Source organism: Streptomyces sp. NPDC025806 (assembly GCF_055558275.1).
In genome coordinates, this window is the sequence record NZ_JBVHMU010000003.1 from 366426 (window position 1) to 386125 (window position 19700).

Consider the following 19700-nt stretch of genomic DNA (forward strand, 5'->3'; position numbering starts at 1 on the left):
CCGGCCACGGCCGCCTCACGCCCGGCGCGACGCCAGCGTCTCGGCGATGGCGGAGACGCCGTCCGGGCCCACCCGGCAGCAGCCCCCGATCAAGCGGGCCCCCGCCGCACACCAGCCGCCCACCCGGTCCGCCCCGAACGTCGACTCCCCGCGCCAGCCCCGGGCCACGGCGTCCCACCGTTCCCCACTGTTCGGATACACCACGACTGGCCTCCCGGTGACCCGCGCGGCGACCCGTACCGCCTCGTCCGCGTCCTCGGGCGCACAGCAGTTGACGCCGACGGCCACGACCTCGTCGACCTCCGCGGCGAGCGCGAACGCCTCCTCCAGCGGCTGCCCGGCCCGCGTCCGCCCGCCGGCGACGCTGTACGACAGCCAGACCGGAACCCCCGCCCCGCGCACGATCCGCAGCAGGGCCTCCGCCTCGTCCGCGTCCGGCACCGTCTCCAGCGCGAGCACGTCCGGCCCCGCCTCCACGAGCACGTCGAGCCGCGGCCGGTGGAACGCCACCAGTTCGGCGACGCTCAGCCCGTAGCGCCCCCGGTACTCGGACCCGTCCGCCAGCATCGCCCCGTACGGCCCGACGGACGCGGCGACGAACCGCGGACGCCCTCCGGCCCCGGGCTCCGCGCCGGCCGCCTCCCGGGCCAGCCGCACGCTGGACGCGATGAGTTCACCGGCCCGCTCCCGCCCGACCCCGCGCCGCGCGAACCCCTCGAACGTGGCCTGGTAGCTCGCGGTGATCGCGACGTCCGCGCCCGCCGCGTAGTACGCCCGGTGCGCGGCGACGATCGCGGCCGGGTCCTCGGCCAGCAGCCGGGCCGACCAGAGCTCGTCGCTCAGGTCGTGCCCGGCCGCCTCCAGCTGGTTCGACATCCCGCCGTCGAGGACGAGCGGCGCGGCGGCGAGCGCCTCGGTGAAGGCGGTGTTCCGGATCATGCCTCCGACGATAGCTCCGCGGCCGCCGGCGCCGCCGGGCCGTCCACGAGGCCCAGCTCGGGGGTGGGCCGCCGGAAGCCGCGCGTCAGCCACAGCAGCCAGCCGACGCCGAGGGCCAGCCAGCAGCCGCCGATCGTCAGGGCGACCCCGCTCAGCTGCGTCATGAGGTACACGGTGACGCAGGCGCCGAGCGCCGGCGCGATCACGTACCCGAGGACGCCGAGAATCCCGGGGACCTGTGCACCGCCCGCCGCCGCCCTCCGGTGCCGGACGAAGTGGACGATCACGCACACGTTGACGACGGTGAACCCGAGGAAGGCGCCGAAGTTGATGAACGACGTGGCCGTCGCCACCGAGATGTCCAGGCCCACCAGACAGACCGCGCCGGTGAGCAGCAGGCACAGGACGGGCGTCCCGGTACGCGGGTTCAGGACGCCGAAGACCCGGCGCGGCAGCACCCCGTCCCGGCCCATGATGAACAGCAGCCGGCTGGAGCTGAGCTGCACCGCGAGCCCGGACGCGAACCCGCCGACGATCCCGGCCATGTTCGTCCAGTCCGCGAAGGTCTGTCCGCCCACATCGACGGACATCGTGTACGCGGCGATCTCCGGGTCGTCGAACACCCCGCCCGGGTGGACCAGTTGCATCACGTACGCCACGCCGGCGAACAGGAGCCCGCCGATCGCGACGACCAGGACGACGGCGCGCGGGATGGTGCGGGAGGCGTCGCGGGTCTCCTCGGACAGGGTCGTCACGGCGTCGAAGCCCAGGTAGGAGTACGCGGCGACGGCCGCGGCGACCGACACCCCGCCCAGGCTCGCGTCCGCGTTCCAGACGGGCGCCGTGTAGGAGGCCGGGGCGTGGTGCCCGAGGTGGACCAGGCAGTACGCGACGAACAGCAGGACGAGGAACACGGCGAGGGCGGTGAGGACCTTGTTGACCCGGTCGGTGAGGGCGAGCCCGATGATGTTGACCAGGGTCGTCAGCCCGGCGTTCAGCAGCATCCACACCCACACCGGCACCGCCGGGAACTGGGCGTGGAGGAACACCGACTGCACGAGCCAGGCGACCATCGGCAGGAACAGGTAGTCGAGCAGCACCGCCCAGCCGACGAGGAAGCCCGCTGGGGCGCCGAGCAGCTTGCGCGCGTACGCGTACGCAGAGCCCGAAGTGGGGTGGTGGCGCGCCATCTTGGCGTAGCTGAGCGCGGTGAGGAACATCGCGCAGGTCGCCACGGCGAACGCGGTCGGGGCCGTCCCCGCGCTCTCCGCCGCGATCACCCCGAAGATCACCATGACGAGGCTGGGCGCCATGTAGGCGAGCCCGAACGTCACGACCGACGCGAGCGAGAGCCGCCCGGTCAGCTCCACCGGCTTTCCGCCGCTCATGACGCCGTCCTCTCCGAGGTGGTCCGCTCCGAGGCAGGGCGCCGGTGCACGAGGGGACCGGCCGGGCGCAGGTCCGCCGGGGTCTCGGGGGAGATCGCCGGGCGCCAGGTCGCCGGGTCGATCCGGCCGTTGTAGAGCGGCAGTTCCAGGGGGGTGTCGCCCTCGGCGAAGTGGTCCCAGGGCCAGGAGTCGCCGGACGTGCCGAACTTCCGGGCCGCCGCGACGCGGTCGAAGTCGACGACGCTCACCAGGGTCGCCTCGTCCATGCCGACGGTCTCGGCCCGGATGTGCCCCTCGGGGTCCACGAGCAGGCTGCGGCCGTGCGCGGTGGGGCTCGCGCCGTTCACACTGGCGACCCAGACCTGGTTCACGATCGCGTTCGCGACGTTGAGCGGGACCTCCTGGGCGCGGCCCGTCGTCGGGGTCTGGACGACGTTGACCACCAGCTCGGCGCCCATCCAGGCCAGATGCCGGGTGACCTCCGGGTACCAGCTGTCGTAGCAGACCGACAGGCCGACCCGGCCGTACCCGGGCATGTCGAAGACCACGAACTCGCGGCCCACGTCGACGGGTTCGTAGGGGCGCCAGGTGAAGATCTTCCGGTAGCTCGCGACGAGCTCACCGTCGGGGTCGTACACGACGGCCGTGTTGAACACCCGGCCGTCCTCGGCCTGTTCGAGCACGGTCCCCGGCACCAGCCAGATCCCCAGCTCCCGGGCGAGCCCGGCGAGGAACCGGCCGCGCGGACCGTCCAGCGGCTCGGCGTACGCCGCGCGGATCTCGTCCTCGGACATCGAGTCCAGGCCCAGCGAGTACAGGTGTGCCTCGGGGTAGACGACGAGATCGGCGGCGTTCGGGGACTTCATGCGCAGGCGCAGGCCCGCGGCGAAGTCCTCCAGGGACTGGGCGGCTGCCTGGACCAGTGCCAGGCGCAGATGGCGGCTCATGAGGGCACACCGAACCCGATGCGCAACACTGTTGTCAACGGTGTTGACGGCATTGCCGCCGAGGTCGCCGAGGCCGGCGGGTGTGCCGCAGGGGCGTTGCTAGGGTCGGCGGTCGAAGACCCGAGGAGAGACCGAGACATGGCGAAGCAGGAGACCGGCCGGCGTGAGCGCAGGACGCTGCGCAGGGAAGCCGCCGTGGACGCCGCGTTCCGGCTCGCCGCGCGCGAGGGCGTGGCCGGCCTGACGATGCGCAAGCTCGCCCAGGAGCTCGAGGTCGACGTCGCGGCCCTGTACCGCCTCTACCGCGACAAGGACGAACTGCTGCTCGCCTGCTGCGAGCGCACCATCGAGATGTCGCGCGCGGAACTCGGCGAGGTGCCCGACGACGAGGCCTGGCAGGACACGCTGCGCCGGTTCGCCGAGGTCACCTGGCGGGTTCAGACCGCCCACCCGGCGATCACCGTACTGACCTTCGCCCGCACCACCGGCGGTCCCGCGGAACAGCTGACGGTGGAGCTGCTGCTGACCGCGTTCGCCCGCTCCGGCGCCGCGCCCGACCGCGCGGTGCTGCTCTACCGCGCGTTCGTCGACACGTGCCTCGGCCTGTGCGCGCACGCGGCGGCCCTCGCCACCCTCGATCCCGACGCGCAGGAGAAGGACGCCACGGCCTGGACCCGGGTCTACGCGCGCGCCCCCGAGGGGGACCACCCCGTGACCCGGGCCCACCGCGACGCGCTCGCCGCCGTCGGCCAGAAGGCGATCTACGACACCGCCGTCGAGGCGCTCATCGCCACGACGGAGGCGGCTCTCACGGCTTGAGCGCCACGACCCCGTAGATGTTGATGTCCTCGTCCCGGACGTCACCGATGCCGCGCCGGGCCGCCCGCTCCAGCGGGTCCAGCGCCGCCGCCTCGGCCTCCTCCAGCTCGGTGTGGCGCCAGGTGCCGTCCGGGCGCCAGTGGTGCACCGGCACGACACCCGGATCGACGGGCTCCAGGCCGTTGTCCGTGAGGAAGCGCAGCACCTCGGCTCGCGAGCGCAGCGTGAAGGGCAGGCCTGTCGCCTTCAGGCCCGGCAGGATCGTGTCCGGGTTGAGGTCGGCCGTCAGATGGCTGAGGAACACCGCGCTGCCCGACGGCAGGGCCGCCGCCAGCTCGGCCATGATCGTGGACGCCTCGGGCTCGGGCACGAAGTGCAGCACCGCGGCCAGCCCCAGCGCCACGGGCCGGTCCAGGTCCAGGGTGGCGCGGGCGCCCTTCAGGATCGCGGCCGGTTCGCGCAGGTCCGCGTCGAGGTAGGCGGTCCGGCCCTCGGGCCCGCCGGCGAGCAGGGCCCGCGCGTGCGCGAGCACCACCGGGTCGTGGTCCACGTAGACGACCCGGGACGCCGGTGCGACGCCCTGGGCGATCTCGTGCACGTTCGGCTTGGTCGGCAGGCCGGTGCCGATGTCGAGGAACTGGCGCAGCCCGTGATCCCGCGTCAGGTGCAGCACCGCGCGCCGCATGAAGTCCCGGTTGTGCCGCACGTCGAGATAGCCGCGCGGGTTGTGACCCAGGGCCTTGGTCGCCGCCGCCCGGTCGACCGCGTAGTGGTTCCTGCCGCCGACGAGGGCGTCGTAGACGCGGGCCGGGTGGGGGCGCGTGGTGTCGATCCGCTCCCGCACCTGCTGCCAGGCCTCGGCGTCGGTGCGGGGTGTGGTGGCGTCAGTCATCGGCACACGGTAGCGGGCCCGTCGAACTTCCGCCGCTCCCTTGCCCGTTGTACGGGAAGCCGCGCGGGGCCGGCCCCACGCGCCCGCGCCCGGCGGCGACCCCTACGGCCGCACGCTGAGCACCAGCTTCCCCGTCACCCGCCCCGTTTCCCCCTCGGCGTGCGCCCGCGCCGCCTCGGCCAGGGGATACGTGCCCGACACGTGCACCCGCAGCCGCCCCGACTCCACCAGGGCCGCCACCGCCGACATTCCCGCCTGGTCGTGCTCGACCAGCATGTCCACGGCCCGCACCCCCAACTCCTCCGCCCGGCGCGTCACTTCGTCCATGCCGCCCGGCAGGATCGACACCAGGACACCGCCCGGCCGCAGCACCTCCAGCGAGCGCAGCCGGTCCTCGCCACCCAGGGTGTCGAGCACGACGTCCACGTCCCGCACCTCCTTCACGTAGTCCGCGGTGCGGTAGTCGATCACCTCGTCCGCGCCGAGCCCCCGTACGAAGTCGTGCTTGGCGGCGCTCGCCGTGCCGATCACGTACGCGCCGCGCGCCTTCGCGATCTGCACCGCGACGTGCCCGACGCCGCCCGCCGCCGCGTGGACCAGCACCCGCTGCCCGGGCCGCACGTCCGCGTTGTCGACCAGCGCCTGCCAGGCCGTCAGCGACACGAGCGGCAGCGCCGCCGCCTCGACGTGGCCGAGCCCGGCCGGCTTCGGCACGAAGGCGCGGGCCGGCCCGGTCACGTACTCGGCGTGCGAGCCCGCCCCGTACGGGTACGGCAGCATCCCGCACACCTCGTCGCCGGGCGCGTACAGGGAGACGCCGATGCCGACCGCCTCCACGGTCCCCGACACGTCCCAGCCGAGCACGAACGGCGGCTCGCCGAGGAACGCCCCGAACCTGCGGTGCTTCCAGTCCGTCGGGTTCACCCCGGCCGCGTGCACCGCCACGAGGATCTGCCCGACGCCCGGCACCGGCCGGGGCAGGTCGGTCGTGTGAAGGACTTCGGGACCCCCGAGGGTCTCCTGGCGGACAGCGCGCATCGTCTTGTTCTCGGTCATGGATCAAGGGTGCGCGAGGTGCCGTCGCGCGGGCAATGGCAAGATGGTCATCAAGCGATACGATCGTGCCATGGCCGTCATCGACACCGCCCTCAGGACCGCCCCGCCGCACCGGATCGCCGTTCTCGCGCTCGACGGCGTCTACCCCTTCGAGCTGGGCATCCCCAACCGGGTCTTCCCCGAGGTCGACGGGGCGTACGAGGTGATCACCTGCGCGGCGACGGACGACCGCACGGTCTCCACCAACGCCGACTTCACCATCACCGTGCAGCACGGCCCCGAGGCCCTCGACCACGCCGACACCGTCGTCGTCCCGCCCTACGACCTGCGCCGGATCACCACCGCGCCGCCCGCGGCGGTCCTGGAGGCGCTGCACCGGATCCGGCCCGGCACCCGCATCGTGTCCATCTGCACCGGCGCCTTCGCGCTCGCCGCCGCCGGGCTCCTCGACGGCCGGCCCGCGACCACGCACTGGGCGCTCACGGACGTGTTCCGGCGCATGTTCCCGCAGGTGCCGCTCGACCCCGACGTGCTGTTCGTCGACGACGGCGACCTGCTCACCTCGGCGGGCGCCGCGTCCGGACTCGACGTGTGCCTGCACCTCGTCCGCGCCGACCACGGCAGCGCCGTCGCCAACCAGGTCGCCCGGCGCTGTGTGGTGCCGCCCTGGCGCGAGGGCGGTCAGGCCCAGTACATCGAGCGTCCCGTGCCGCCCGAGCCGGACGCCGGCACCGCCGCCACCCGCGCCTGGGCCCTGGAGCGGCTCGACCGGCCGCTCGCCCTGCGCGAGCTCGCCGCGCACGCCCGGATGAGCCCGCGCACCTTCGCCCGCCGCTTCCAGGAGGAGACCGGCACCAGCCCGGGGCGCTGGCTGATCCAGCAGCGGGTGCAGCGGGCCCGCCACCTCCTGGAGGCCAGCGAGCTGCCCGTGGACCGGATCGCCGCCGAGGTCGGCTTCGCGACCGGCGCCTCGCTGCGCCGGCATCTGCACGCGGCGATCGGCGTCACCCCGCAGGCCTACCGCCGCACCTTCCAGGTCACCGCCTGACCGGTCAGGGCGTCGACGCCCTGACCGGTCACGGTGTCACCCGCCGACCGGTCACGGTGTCACCCGCCGACCGGTCACGGTGTCACCCGCCGACCGGTCACGGTGTCACCCGCCGACCGGTCACAGCTCGGCCGGCGCCGGTGCCCCCTGGGCCTGGGCTGGGGCCTGGGCCTCGACCTCGGCCGGCGACCAGCGCTCCAGATCCCGCAGCCACGCCCGCGCGTTCCCGTCCGACGGGGCCCGCCAGTCGCCGCGCGGGGACAGCGACCCGCCCGCGGACACCTTCGGCCCGTTCGGCATCGCGGACCGCTTGAACTGGGCGAACTGGAAGAAGCGCTTGCAGAAGTACTCCAGCCAGTGCCGGATCTCCGCGAGCTCGTACTCCTTGTGGTCCTTCTCCGGGAAGCCGGGCGGCCACGCACCGGCCGCCTTGTCCCGCCACGCGTGCCACGCCAGGAACGCGATCTTCGTCGGCCGGAACCCGTACCGCAGCACATGGAACAGCGTGAAGTCGTGCAGCGCGTACGGGCCGATCTTCGACTCTGTCGACTGGAGCTCCTCGCCGGGCACCAGCTCGGGGCTGATCTCCGTCTCCAGGATCGCGGTGAGCGTCTTGCCGGCCTCGTCGCCGAACTGCCCGCTGCTGACCACCCACCGGATCAGGTGCTGGATCAGGGTCTTCGGCACGCCCGAGTTCACGTTGTAGTGACTCATCTGGTCGCCGACGCCGTACGTGCACCAGCCGAGCGCCAGCTCGGACAGGTCACCGGTGCCGAGCACGATGCCGCCGCGCTGGTTCGCGAGCCGGAACAGGTAGTCGGTGCGCAGACCCGCCTGCACGTTCTCGAACGTGACGTCGTAGACCGGCTCGCCCTCCGAGAACGGGTGGCCCATCTCCTTCAGCATCAGTCGCGCCGTGTCCGAGATGTCCAGCTCCGCCGAGGTGACCCCGAGGGACTCCATCAGCCGGTGCGCGTTCGACTTCGTGTGATCGCTCGTCGCGAAGCCCGGCATGGTGTACGCGAGGATGTCGGTGCGCGGGCGCCCCATGCGGTCCATCGCGCGGGCCGCCACGATCAGCGCGTGCGTCGAGTCCAGACCGCCCGAGACCCCGATGACCACCTTCGGGTTGCCGATCGAGCCGAGCCGCTGCACCAGCCCCGACACCTGGATGTTGTACGCCTCGTAGCAGTCCTGCGCGAGCCGCTCGGCGTCCGCCGGCACGAACGGGAAACGCTCCACGCGGCGGCGCAGCCCGAAGTCCGTCGCGGGCGCCGCCAGTTCGAAGCCGATCCGGCGGAAGTCGCCGGTGCGGGCCGCGTGCGTACGGCGGTTGTCGTCGAACGTGCCCATCCGGCGCCGCTCCTGCATCAGCAGGTCCAGGTCGACGTCCGCGACCGCGAACTGGTCGCCCTGCGCGAAGCGTTCCGTCTCGGCGAGCAGCGCGCCGTTCTCGTAGACCATCGTCTGGCCGTCCCACGACAGGTCCGTGGTCGACTCCCCGAGCCCCGCCGCCGAGTACACGTACGCGGCCAGGCAGCGCGCCGACGCCGAGCGGCACAGCAGCCCGCGGTCCTCGGCGCGGCCCACCGTGATCGGGCTGCCCGACAGGTTCAGGAGCACCGTCGCACCGGCCAGCGCGGCCTCGGCGCTCGGCGGCACCGGCACCCACATGTCCTCGCACACCTCGGCGTGCAGCACGAGCCCCGGCACGTCCTCGGCCGCGAACAGCAGGTCCGTGCCGAACGGCACCTCCGCGCCGCCGACCCGGATCGTGCCGCCGCGCTCGTCGTCGCCGCCCGCGATCTGGCGGCGCTCGTAGAACTCCCGGTAGTTCGGCGGGTACGACTTCGGGACCACGCCGAGGATCCGGCCGCGGTGGATCAGGACCGCGCAGTTGTAGATCCGGTGCCGGTGGCGCAGCGGGGCGCCCACCGCGAGCACCGTCATCAGGTCCGCGGAGCCCGCCACGACCTCGGCGAGCGCCGCCTCGACGTCGTCCAGGACCGGGTCCTGCAGCAGCAGGTCCTCGATCGAGTAGCCCGTCAGGCCCAGCTCGGGGAAGACGGCGACCGCGACGCCGTCCCGCGCGCACTGCCCCGCCTGGCGCAGGACCGCCTCGGCGTTGGCGAGCGGGTCGGCGATCGCGGCGTGCCCCGTGCAGGCGGCGACGCGGGCGAAACCTTGGGAATAGATCGACCGGAAGTTCACCCGACCATCATGTCAACCGCCCCAGGGCGCTGCGCGACGGACCCCGCGGCGTCCCGAGGGCGACCGCACGTCCCGCTGACCGGGAGCGGCTGCCGCGCCCGACCCGCCCCGGCCCCTAGCCTCCGGCACGTCCACGAGCAGCCTCAGCTTCAGGAGCGTACGGATGCGGCCGATCGACGAGCACACGGTTCCGGAGTGGGACGCCGACGCGGAGGTGGTGATCGCCGGCTACGGCGTCGCGGGCGCGTCGGCCGCGGTCGCCGCCGCGCAGGAGGGCGCCGAGGTCCTCGTCCTCGAACGCGCCGGCGACTGGGGCGGGGCCGCCGCGCTGTCCGGCGGGTTCATCTACCTCGGCGGCGGCACCGCCCTCCAGCGGGCCTGCGGCTTCGAGGACACCCCCGCGAACATGGCCGCGTTCCTCACCGCCGCGCTCGGCCCCGGCGGCGACCCGCACAAGATCGGCCTCTACAGCGAGGGCAGCCCCGAGCACTACGACTGGCTCACCGGCACCTGCCAGGTGGCCTTCCGCCCCGCGTTCTTCGGCGAGCCGGCCTGGGAGGCGTACGGCGACGAGGGGCTCATGTACTCGGGCGGCGAGAACGCCCACCCGTTCACCGGGATCGCCGACCCGGCGCCGCGCGGACACCTGCCGTGCGCGGGGCCGCTCATCGGCGGCCCGCACGGCGAACAGGGCCGGGGCCGGCTCCTCATGGAACCCCTCGTGCGCACCGCCTCCCGGCTCGGCGTCACCGCCCGCTACGACACCCGCGTCGACGGTCTCGTCGTCGACCCCGACGGCCGGGTGTGCGGGGTGCGGGCCCGCTCCTTCGGCCGCACCCTCCACGTCCGCGCGCGGCGCGGCGTCGTCCTCACCACCGGCTCCTTCACCTACGACGAGGCCATGGTCGGCGCGCACACGCCCCGCCTCAGCGGGCGGCCCGGCGCGGCCGTCGAGGAGCACGACGGCATCTCCATCCGGCTCGGCCAGGCGCTCGGCGCGCAGGTCAGCCATCTCGACGCCTGCGAGGTCGCCGTCGGCGTGGACCCCCAGCACCTGATCCGGGGCATCGTCGTGAACGCCCACGGGCAGCGCTTCATCAACGAGGACACCTATGCGGGCCGCATCGGGCAGGCGTCCCTGCTCCACCAGGGCAACGGGTGCTGGCTCGTCCTCGACGAGACCGGCTTCGAGGAGGCCGACGCCGCGACCCGCGCCGCCGAGCAGTTGCGCACCGCCCCGACGGTCGTCGCCGAGACCCCCACGGAGCTGGCCTCCGCCATGGGCCTGCCCGAAGGCGCCCTGGAATCGACCCTCGACCTCTACAACCGCCACGCCGAACAGGGCCGCGACCCCGTCCACCACAAGGCGGCGGCCTGGCTGCGCCCCCTGAAGGGCCCGCTCGGCGCGGTCGACCTCGGACCCCGCACGGCGGGCTTCGCGCTCGGCGGCCTGACGACCGACACGGAGGGCCGCGTCCTCCACGTCGACGGCGACCCCGTCCCCGGCCTCTACGCCGCCGGCCGCGCCACGACAGGCATCGCCACGGGGGGCTACGCCAGTGGGGCGTCCCTGGGCGACGGCACCTTCTTCGGCCGCCGCGCCGGCCACGAGGCCGCCCAGCGCTAGCCCCTCCGGTACCGGCGCCCACGTCGAGACCGCCGACCAGGTGGTCCGGCGGCACCCACCGGCCCCCTGAAGCGCCGGCGCCCCACCGGGACCGCACGGGCCGAGTCCCCGCAAGGGCAGGGGCAGGCTCCACCGGGACCACGCGGGCCGAGCCCCTGCAAGGGCAGGGGCAGCCTCCAGGCCCGCGCTGGCCGAGCCCCCGCAAGGGGCAGGGGCAGGCCCCACCAGGCCCGCGCCGGACGAGACCGGCAAGAGGCAGGGGCAGACTCCACCAGGCCCACGCGGGCCGAGTCCGGGAAGGGGCCGGAGCAGGGTCCACCAGGTCCGCGCCGGACGAGACCGGCACTCGGCGCGGGGAGCAGCGTGAGCCCGCACCCTGTGCCCCTGGCCCCGGCCCCGCTCCCACCCACCCGCCCCCTCCGGGGGCGTCGGCCCGGCACTGGGCCTGCCCAGCCCGTGGGCCCTGGGCGGGTGTGCCCCGTCAGGCCGACGCCGTCAGAGTGAGTAGTTTCGACGGGCTGCGGATGCAGAGTCGCAGCCGTCGGGGTCTCACGCCGTCGCCGACCACCACGCCGTCGTGGCTGGTCGCGCAGTTCCCCGCGCCCCTCACGGGGCATTTCCGCCCTCGCCTTGATCGCGCTCCACGCATCACAGCCGTCGGGGTCCCACGCCGTCGCCGACCACCACGCCGTCGTGGCTGGTCGCGCAGTTCCTCGCGCCCCTCACGGGGCACTTCCGCCCTCGCCTTGATCGCGCGCCACGCGGCGCAGCCGCATAGCCCCGCGCCCCCTGACGGGGCACGTCCGCCCCGGCGACTGCGGGCTGGGCGTGTCGCGCCGGAAGCAAGAGTGCGTCCCGACGCGCTCCGGTGCCGCCATGGTCGGGGCCCGACCCATAGCCGACCACCGCGTCGTCGTTGCTGGTCACGCCCACGCGGCGGAGCCGCATGTGGGACTCAACTCCGAGCCCTTGGCGCCGGGGTGGCTGCGCCCCGTAAGGGGCGCGGGGAACTGCGCGACAAGCCACGACGGTGCGGCACTCGGCGATGGCGCTGGACCCCTACGGCGGCGGCGCTGGAGCGGACGCCCAATCAAACGCGCACCCGGCGCCGGGGTGCCGCCTTGCCCACCCGTGCCGCCCCAGGCGGCAGACTGCCCAAGGCTGGGTCGACCGGAATGCGTATCCGGGGCAGGGGTGCCGGCCCAGGGCCTGGGCAACCGGAAACGGACCCGGGCGGTGGAGCCTGGGCGGCTGGGTTGCGTACCCCGTGCCGGGGCGCTGTCCCGAGGCCGGGCGCCGGGCCGACGCCCCCGGAGGGGGCGGGAGGGTGGGAGCAGGCGGCGGGCCAACGAGAGTCGCCGGGTCACACGAGATGCCGGGCCGGAGATGAGTGGTCGGCCTCAACTCCCCGGCCAGGCCCGATGATCAACCGCCGGAGGCTCCCGGTACTGTTCCGCCGCATGACCCACACAGAACCGCCACGCACCGACAGCGACACCCAGGGCGACACCCGGAACCGCACCCTGACCCCGACCGACCGCACCCGCCTGCGCCGCATGAAGGAGAAGGCCCGCTTCGAGCGCTCCGAGCTCGAGGCGATCCTTGACGCCGGTTTCGTCTGCCACCTCGGCGTCATGGTCGACGGCGTCCCCATGGTCGTACCGACCGTCTACGGACGCGACGACGACCACCTCTACTTCCACGGCTCCGTCGCCAGCCGCAGCCTCGCCGCCGACCCGGACGCGACGATATGCGTCACCGTCACCCACGTCGACGCCCTCGTCCTGGCCCGCTCCGTCTTCGAGCACAGCGTCAACTACCGCTGCGCGATGATCTACGGCACCCCGCGCCAGGTCACCGACGACGCCGAGAAGACCGAGGGCCTGCGCATCCTCACCGAGCACACGGCCCCGGGCCAGTGGGACTACGCCCGCCGCCCCAGCCGCAAGGAACTCGCCGCCACCACCCTCCTCGCCCTTCCCCTGGCCGAGGCCTCCGTCAAGATCAGCGACGGCCCTCCGGACGACGGCGACTCGCCCGACGCCGAACTCGGCCTGTGGGCCGGAGTGCTGCCCCTGCACTCCCGCTGGGGCGCCCCCACAGCGGATCCGGCGCTCCCCGTGGGCATCGCCGCACCGGCGCACATCACGGCCCGAGCGGGGACCCGCCAGGGCTGAGGGACAACCGGGGGCATACCGTGAGAGGCCGAAGCACGGCCCGGCAGCGAACGAGGAGTGGGTGCAGGGATGGACGGGATGGCCGACAAGGCGGAGAGCCGCACGGCACTGGTCGAGGACCTGATGGAGCGCTTCCCGCACGTTCCGAAGGAAGCGGTCTTCAAGGAGGACCTGCTCCGGGGCGGCGTCGCGTTCGACCCGTCGGCGCTCAGCGACAACGAGGGCGGCGAGGTCAAGCCCAAGTCGTACTTCATCTTCTCGTTCGACCACGGCACGCTTCCGGAGCTCGGCGAGGCCGCCCTGCGCCGTCCGCCGGAGGAGATCGTCCTCACCGGCGGCCCCTACGACCTGCGCCGCACGGTCGTCTCGGTCCGCGTGAACCCGTCCTCTCCGTACCGCGTCGCGGCTAACGAGGACGGCATGCTCGGCCTCTACCTCGACGGCAAGCGCATCGCCGACGTGGGCGTCCCCCCGATGCCGGAGTACTACCGCCACAAGCTCTCGAACGGGAAGTCGGTCATGGAGGTGGCCCCCACCATCCAGTGGGGCTACCTGATCTACCTGACCGCCTTCCGCGTCTGCCAGTACTTCGGCGCCAAGGAGGAGTGCCAGTACTGCGACATCAACCACAACTGGCGCCAGCACAAGGCGGCGGGCCGCCCCTACACGGGCGTGAAGGACGTCGACGAGGTGCTTGAGGCGCTCTCGATCATCGACCAGTACGACACGGCGAAGGCCTCCACCGCGTACACCCTCACCGGCGGCGCCATCACGTCCAAGGTGCAGGGGCTCGACGAGGCGGACTTCTACGGGCGGTACGCGAAGGCCATCGAGGAGCACTTCCCGGGCCGCTGGATCGGCAAGGTCGTCGCCCAGGCGCTGCCGAAGGACGACGTCCAGCGCTTCAAGGACTACGGCATCCAGATCTACCACCCCAACTACGAGGTGTGGGACGAGTACCTGTTCAAGATGTACTGCCCGGGCAAGGAGCGGTACGTCGGCCGCGACGAGTGGCACAAGCGGATCCTCGACTCGGCCGACATCTTCGGCGCGCGCAACGTGATCCCGAACTTCGTCGCCGGCGTCGAGATGGCCGAGCCCTTCGGCTTCAAGACGGTCGACGAGGCCATCGCCTCCACGACCGAGGGGCTGCGCTTCTTCATGTCGCAGGGCATCACCCCGCGCTTCACGACCTGGTGCCCCGAGCCGACGACGCCGCTCGGCAAGGCGAACCCCGCGGGTGCGCCGCTGGAGTACCACATCCGGCTGCTCGACGCGTACCGCTCCACGATGGACGAGTTCGGCCTCTCGTCCCCGCCCGGCTACGGCCCCGCCGGCGCCGGCCGCGCGGTCTTCTCGGTCAGCTCCTTCATGGACAGCCTCGCCCCGAACACGGAGTCGGTCGAGATCTGACCCCCCGCCTGGCCGTCTGCGGCCCCGGTGGGGGCTGGTCGCGCAGTTCCCCGCGCCCCTGGAGGTGCGCACTTCGTGCGCCACCTCCATCAGGGCGTGCGCAGCACCCCTCTATGAAGGCGCGGCGAAGCCGCATGCCTTCAGGGGCGCGGGGAACTGCGCGACCAGCCACGACGCGAGCCGCACCCGGCGAAGAAGCCGGCGGAGCTACGGCGTCACGCCGCCTGGGCCACGGCCCCCTCGGACACGCCGAGCAGCTCTCGCACGAGCTTCACCCGGACATCCGCCGAACCCTCGGAGAGCAGCGCCGAGAGCACCGCCACCCGGGTCTGCCCGGCCCGCAGCACTCCGGAGAGCACCGCCCCGGCCGCCACCAGATCCACGGCCCCGCCCCCGGTGTAGATCTCGGCCAGCGGCCCGGCCGGCACGCGCGTGGAGACGGCGACGAGAACACCGGCCCGCACGGCGGAGCCGACCGCCTCGACGAACTCCGGCGTCGCGTTCCCCGCCCCGGTGGCCACCAGCACGATCCCGCGGGCCCCCGCCGCGATCGCCGCTTCGAACAGCGCCGGGTCGGCGTCACTGTGGTGCATCACGATGTCGACGCGCGGTATCGGGGTCCCGTCGGCCGGGACGGCCAGCGGCGCGGGCCGCTCCGGGACGCGCCGGACGTCGACCCGCCCGAAGCCGAGCCGGCCCACCGGCGCGTCGGCCGACGGGTCGGAGAAGGCGTCCGCCGCGAGGGTCTGGGTCTTCACGGTGCCGCGCGCGGCGTGCATCTTGCCGTCGAAGACGACGAGCACGCCGAGGTCGCGCACGGAGGCGGCCACCTGCAGCGCGTCGTACATGTTCCCCGGACCGTCGCCGTCCGTCGCGCCGAGCGGCTTCTGCGCGCCGGTGAACACGACCGGGCGCGGGTCGTCGTGGTGCAGGTCGAGCAGGAACGCGGACTCCTCCAGGGTGTCCGTGCCGTGCGTGACGACGATGCCGTCGACCGAGGGGTCGGCGAGGACCTCCCGCACCGTGCGCAGCAGGGTGAGCTGGCGCTCGGTGGTCATCCGCGAGCTGTTCACGTTGAACAGGTCGATCACCCGCACCTCGACCCCGTCGGGCACCGCGGCGCTGGCCAGGACGGTGTCGCCGCCCGCGTCGGCGGCGTATCCGGTGCCCTGCCAGCGGCTGGCGATGGTGCCGCCGGTGCTGATGAGGGTGATGTGCTTGGTGTCCATGGCGGCTGCCTCACGGGTCGCGGGGTCACGGGCGCGTGACAGGGGGGTTCCTCGCAAGGGTAAATCGAACGTCGCGCAATTGGATTGCGAAGTTGCCGCCTCTGCGCGCGTAGCGTGGTGGATAATTGCGCGATGGACCGGATTGATTTCGATATCTTGCGTGAGCTTCAGGCGGACGGACGGCTCAGCAACCAGGAGCTCGCCCAGCGCGTGGGGCTGAGCCCGTCCCCCTGTCTGCGGCGCGTCCGCCAGCTGGAGCAGGACGGCGTCATCCAGGGGTACCGCGCGATCATCGACCCCGAGGCGGTCGGCCGCGGCTTCGAGGTGCTGGTCTCCATCGAGGTGCGCCGCGACCGGGAGTCCGTCGAGGCCTTCGAGCGGGCGCTCCAGGACATCCCCGACGTCATCGAGGCGTACCGGCTCTTCGGTAGTCCGGGCTGTCTGCTGCGGATCGCGGTCGCGGACCTCGCGGCGTACGAGCGGCTGTGGATCGAGCGGCTCACCGCCCTCGACGGGGTCACCGAGGTGAACTCGCAGATCATCATGAAGCGGATCAAGGAGCCGAAGGGGCTGCCGGTCGGGCCGCGGAGCCGCAAGGACGGCAAGGAGGTCTAGACCAAGAGGTCTAGACATGCTACGGGCTCTGTGCCACGGTGACGCACAGGCCGCCCCCTGCGCATATCTGATGTGAGAACTCGTCAACCGAGCAGAAAACGACAGGTGTTGCCCGTGAAGCGCTCCGGCAAGAGATCCCGCACCCTCCTCGGCATCGCTCTCCTCGTCACCGGCCTGACCGCGGGCCAGCTCACCCTCGGCCCCCTCGCCACGGCCGCCCCCGACTCCCGTGACGCCCGCCCGGCGGAGCAACCGCTGCCCTCCGTCGCACCCGCGCCCCGGGAGATCGCCCGAGAGGGCGGCGACGCCGAGGTCACCGGCCGCGTCACCGTCGTCGCCGACGACCGCACCGACGCCGCCGCCCGCGACCGCCTCGTGCGCGAACTGAAGGCCCACGGCGCCGACCGCGTCGACGTGCTCGCCCCCGGCGCGGCCCTGCCGCACGGGCAGTTGATCCTGCGGCTCGGCCCCGCCGACCGCCCCGACATCGCCGCCGCCCTCGGCGACACGGAGGCGCCCGACGCGGCCGAGGGCTACGCCCTGCGCGTCGCCGTCCGCGACGACGACCGGCAGGTGACCCTGGCCGGGGCCGACGCCGCCGGACAGTTCTACGCCGTGCAGACCCTGCGTCAGCTGTTCGTCCGGGCCGACGGCGTCTGGCGCGTCGCGGGCGCCCGTGTCGAGGACCGGCCGGCGATGCCGCTGCGCGGCACCATCGAGGGCTTCTACGGACAGCCCTGGTCGCCCGCCGAACGCCTCGACCAGATGGACTTCTACGGAGACGTCAAGGCCAACACCTACGTCTACGCGCCCAAGGACGACCCCTACCACCGCGACAAGTGGCGCGACCCGTACCCGGCCGACAAGGTCGACGAGCTCGGCAAGCTGGTGAAGCGCGCCGACGCCAACCACGTGCGCTTCACCTTCGCCGTCTCCCCGGGCGGCTCCATCTGTTACTCCGACCCGGCCGACCGCGCCGCCCTGAAGAAGAAGCTCCAGGCCGTCTACGACCTGGGCGTGCGGGCCTTCTCCATCCCGCTCGACGACATCAGCTACACCAAGTGGAACTGCGCGGGCGACCAGACCGCGTACGGGGCGCCCGGCCGCGCCGCAGCCGCCAAGGCCCAGGTCGACCTCCTCAACGACGTCCAGAAGAACTTCGTCGCCACGCACGAGGGCGCGCACCCGCTCCAGATGGTGCCCACCGAGTACGGCGACCTCACCGACACCGCGTACAAGCAGACGATGCGCGCCACGCTCGACCCGGCCGTCGTCGTCATGTGGACCGGCACCGACGTCGTCCCGCCGTCCATCACCAACGCGCAGGCCGACGCCGCCTCCCAGCTGTTCGGCCGCAAGGTCTTCGTCTGGGACAACTACCCGGTCAACGACTACGGCCAGACCAGCGGCCGGCTGCTGCTCGCCCCGTACGACAAGCGCGAGGCGGGCCTGTCCGAGCACCTCAGCGGCATCGTCGCCAACCCGATGAACCAGCCCTACGCCAGCAAGGTCGCCGTCTTCGGCTCCGCCTCCTTCGCCTGGAACGACCGCGCCTACGACGCGGACGCCACCTGGAAGCAGGCCATGGACTATCTCGCGGGCGGTGACCGCGAAGCGGCCGGCGCGCTGCGGGTCTTCGGCGACCTGGAGCACCTCGCGCCCACCTTCGGACCGAAGCCCTGGCAGGAGCAGGCGCCGCAACTCGACGCCCGCGTCGATCAGTTCTGGACCCGCTGGAAGGCGGGGGAGCGGGACGCGGCCGTTGCCGGGCTGCGGTCCTACGCGCAGGAGATCGCGGCGGCGCCCGCGCGCATCCGCGCCGGTTCCGTGCAGGCCGGGTTCGTGACCGACGCGGGGCCCTGGCTCGACGCGACCGCACTGTGGGGCAAGGCCACCGTCACCATGCTGGACGCGCTCGCCGCCCGCCTCGACGGTGACGAGGACCGCGCCCGTACCCTCCTCGGCCAGGCCCGCGCGCTTCAGGAACAGGCCGCTGCCGTCAAGGTCGACCCCGCCCGCAACACCTGGGGCAAGGCGCCCGTGAAGGTCGCCGACGGCGTCCTCGACACGTTCCTCGTCCAGGCCGACATGGTGATCGAGCTGTGGGGCTCCGCGGACGGCTCCGAGAACCTCGCGCTCAAGGGCACCGCCACCGCCTCCAGCGTCGAGCAGAACCTGGACCGTCTCAAGGCCGCCAACGTCAACGACGGCTCGAACCAGACCCGTTGGGCCTCCGGCTACGCCGACGACTCCTGGGTGCAGATCAAACTCGCCGCCCCGACGAAGGTCGCCGCGGTGACCCTCGCCTGGGAGAGCGCCTGCGCCACCGAGTACCGCGTCGAGACCTCGGCCGACGGCGTCCACTGGACCACCGCCGCCACCCGCACCCCGGCCGCCTGCGGCACGGACGTCGTCCGCCTCACCGGCGGCGAGGCCGCCTCGTACGTCCGCATGCAGGGCGTCAAGCGCAACTCGACCTGGGGCTACTCGATCTACGAGATGGGCGTCTACGGCACGGCTGTCTGACCGCCCCGCAGACATGACAAGATCCGCGGCATGAACGACGACGCGGGCCCACCGGCCCCCGCGGGCTGGTGGGCCCGCGCCGACGAAGCGACCCGGCGCGCGGTCGACGCCGATGTGCTGCGTGACCGCTTCCTGTTCGCGGTCCGCACCCTCTGGGAGGCCCTGCGCCACGAGGGGCTCGGCCTGAACGCCGCCCAGGACGTGGTCGCCGCCCGCTACGAGACGCTCGGCGATCGCGTCCAGCGCCGGCGCCCCGACCCCCTCGACGTCCCCGCCCTCACGGCCCGCGCCGCCGCGCACCCCGGCCGGGTCGTGGCGATCGAGGCCGTCTGGGACGGCGACACCGTCCACGACTGGTTCGTGGAACTCGTCGCGGTCCTCGACTCCCCGCCCGGCGAAGCCTCCCTGGCACTGATCCACGAGAACCCGGGCCCCCGCGCCACCGAGGCCGGCCAGGCCCTGGCCACGCATCTCGGCGTCCCGTTCCGCTTCCCGCCCCGGTAGCTCAGGAGTTGCTCAAGTGGCTTCACCGGTGCGCGGGCCCAAGGCATGATCGCTGGACCGAACGACGGGGGGGAACGACCATGGCCAAGCCCGTACGCGCCTCACTCGGCGAGATGTGGATCACGTGCCAGGTCTGCGAGAGCGACCTGTTCCGCGAGCGCGGCGTGAAACTGAACAGCACCGGCGGCGAACTCTTCAACCTGGCCTGGGCCGACGAGACCGCGACGGGCCTGATCTGCTGGCGCTGCGGCTACGTCCACCTCTTCGTCAACCGCGAGATCAAGCTCCACCGCGCCCCGAAGCCCTGAG

16 protein-coding genes are annotated in these 19700 nt (G+C 73.2%); 9 read left to right on the forward strand and 7 right to left on the reverse strand.

All coding sequences use genetic code 11. The features are described from left to right. Positions 1–15: 15 nt before the first annotated feature. The 3 genes from mmuM to ACZ4E1_RS08735 are packed head-to-tail and all read right to left on the reverse strand — an operon-like array spanning position 16 to position 3274. Positions 16–939, reverse strand: coding sequence for a homocysteine S-methyltransferase (gene mmuM, locus ACZ4E1_RS08725; RefSeq protein WP_467537154.1), 924 nt, complete (start codon positions 937–939; stop codon positions 16–18). Next, the gene (locus tag ACZ4E1_RS08730; protein WP_467537156.1) at positions 936–2327 is read right to left on the reverse strand and encodes an APC family permease; all 1392 of its coding nucleotides are present in this window, start codon (positions 2325–2327) and stop codon (positions 936–938) included. Before ACZ4E1_RS08730 ends, mmuM begins: the two co-directional genes overlap by 4 nt. Continuing rightward, positions 2324–3274 (reverse strand): carbon-nitrogen hydrolase family protein, encoded by a 951-nt coding sequence (locus ACZ4E1_RS08735; protein WP_467537158.1) that lies wholly within the window; start codon positions 3272–3274, stop codon positions 2324–2326. Before ACZ4E1_RS08735 ends, ACZ4E1_RS08730 begins: the two co-directional genes overlap by 4 nt. Before the next feature lie 138 nt (positions 3275–3412). Here ACZ4E1_RS08735 and ACZ4E1_RS08740 point away from each other — a divergent pair, with 138 nt between their 5' ends. Beyond that, a complete protein-coding gene (locus ACZ4E1_RS08740) occupies positions 3413–4093 on the forward strand; it encodes a TetR/AcrR family transcriptional regulator (protein ID WP_467537160.1) in 681 nt (226 codons plus the stop codon). Here ACZ4E1_RS08740 and ACZ4E1_RS08745 read toward each other — a convergent pair. Continuing rightward, positions 4083–4985, reverse strand: coding sequence for an SAM-dependent methyltransferase (locus tag ACZ4E1_RS08745; RefSeq protein ID WP_467537162.1), 903 nt, complete (start codon positions 4983–4985; stop codon positions 4083–4085). The genes ACZ4E1_RS08740 and ACZ4E1_RS08745 overlap by 11 nt on opposite strands. A gap of 102 nt (positions 4986–5087) precedes the next feature. Then, complete coding sequence (locus ACZ4E1_RS08750) at positions 5088–6041, reverse strand: NADP-dependent oxidoreductase (RefSeq protein WP_467537164.1); 954 nt, start codon at positions 6039–6041, stop codon at positions 5088–5090. A 70-nt stretch (positions 6042–6111) separates the two neighbouring features. Between ACZ4E1_RS08750 and ACZ4E1_RS08755 the strand changes: the two genes are divergently transcribed. Further along, positions 6112–7089 (forward strand): GlxA family transcriptional regulator, encoded by a 978-nt coding sequence (locus ACZ4E1_RS08755; RefSeq protein WP_467537166.1) that lies wholly within the window; start codon positions 6112–6114, stop codon positions 7087–7089. Between the two features lie 120 nt (positions 7090–7209). Here the strand turns inward: ACZ4E1_RS08755 and ACZ4E1_RS08760 are convergent, their stop codons facing one another. Then, on the reverse strand, positions 7210–9300 hold the full coding sequence (locus ACZ4E1_RS08760) for an NAD(+) synthase (protein ID WP_467537168.1): 2091 nt from the start codon (positions 9298–9300) through the stop codon (positions 7210–7212). A gap of 163 nt (positions 9301–9463) precedes the next feature. Between ACZ4E1_RS08760 and ACZ4E1_RS08765 the strand changes: the two genes are divergently transcribed. The 3 genes from ACZ4E1_RS08765 (at position 9464) to ACZ4E1_RS08775 (ending at position 14517) form a co-directional block, all read left to right on the forward strand. Next, positions 9464–10927, forward strand: coding sequence for an FAD-dependent oxidoreductase (locus ACZ4E1_RS08765; protein ID WP_467537170.1), 1464 nt, complete (start codon positions 9464–9466; stop codon positions 10925–10927). A gap of 1460 nt (positions 10928–12387) precedes the next feature. Further along, the gene (locus ACZ4E1_RS08770; protein WP_467537172.1) at positions 12388–13104 is read left to right on the forward strand and encodes a pyridoxamine 5'-phosphate oxidase family protein; all 717 of its coding nucleotides are present in this window, start codon (positions 12388–12390) and stop codon (positions 13102–13104) included. Positions 13105–13182: 78 nt separating this feature from the next. Further along, positions 13183–14517, forward strand: a complete 1335-nt coding sequence (locus ACZ4E1_RS08775) for a radical SAM protein (protein ID WP_467537600.1) — start codon at positions 13183–13185, stop codon at positions 14515–14517. Between the two features lie 215 nt (positions 14518–14732). Here ACZ4E1_RS08775 and ACZ4E1_RS08780 read toward each other — a convergent pair whose 3' ends face one another. Beyond that, positions 14733–15746 (reverse strand): asparaginase, encoded by a 1014-nt coding sequence (locus ACZ4E1_RS08780; RefSeq protein ID WP_467537174.1) that lies wholly within the window; start codon positions 15744–15746, stop codon positions 14733–14735. Positions 15747–15878: 132 nt separating this feature from the next. Between ACZ4E1_RS08780 and ACZ4E1_RS08785 the strand changes: the two genes are divergently transcribed. The 4 genes from ACZ4E1_RS08785 (at position 15879) to ACZ4E1_RS08800 (ending at position 19699) form a co-directional block, all read left to right on the forward strand. Next, positions 15879–16361: an Lrp/AsnC family transcriptional regulator gene (locus ACZ4E1_RS08785; RefSeq protein WP_467537176.1), complete on the forward strand. Its 483-nt coding sequence runs from the start codon at positions 15879–15881 to the stop codon at positions 16359–16361. A 114-nt stretch (positions 16362–16475) separates the two neighbouring features. Further along, positions 16476–18887, forward strand: a complete 2412-nt coding sequence (locus tag ACZ4E1_RS08790; protein ID WP_467537178.1) for a beta-N-acetylglucosaminidase domain-containing protein — start codon at positions 16476–16478, stop codon at positions 18885–18887. Between the two features lie 30 nt (positions 18888–18917). Next, positions 18918–19391 carry a hypothetical protein gene (locus tag ACZ4E1_RS08795; RefSeq protein ID WP_467537181.1) on the forward strand — a complete coding sequence of 158 codons (474 nt, stop codon included), beginning with the start codon at positions 18918–18920 and terminating at the stop codon, positions 19389–19391. Positions 19392–19471: 80 nt separating this feature from the next. Further along, complete coding sequence (locus ACZ4E1_RS08800; RefSeq protein ID WP_467537182.1) at positions 19472–19699, forward strand: hypothetical protein; 228 nt, start codon at positions 19472–19474, stop codon at positions 19697–19699. The last annotated feature ends 1 nt before the right edge of the window (position 19700 follow it).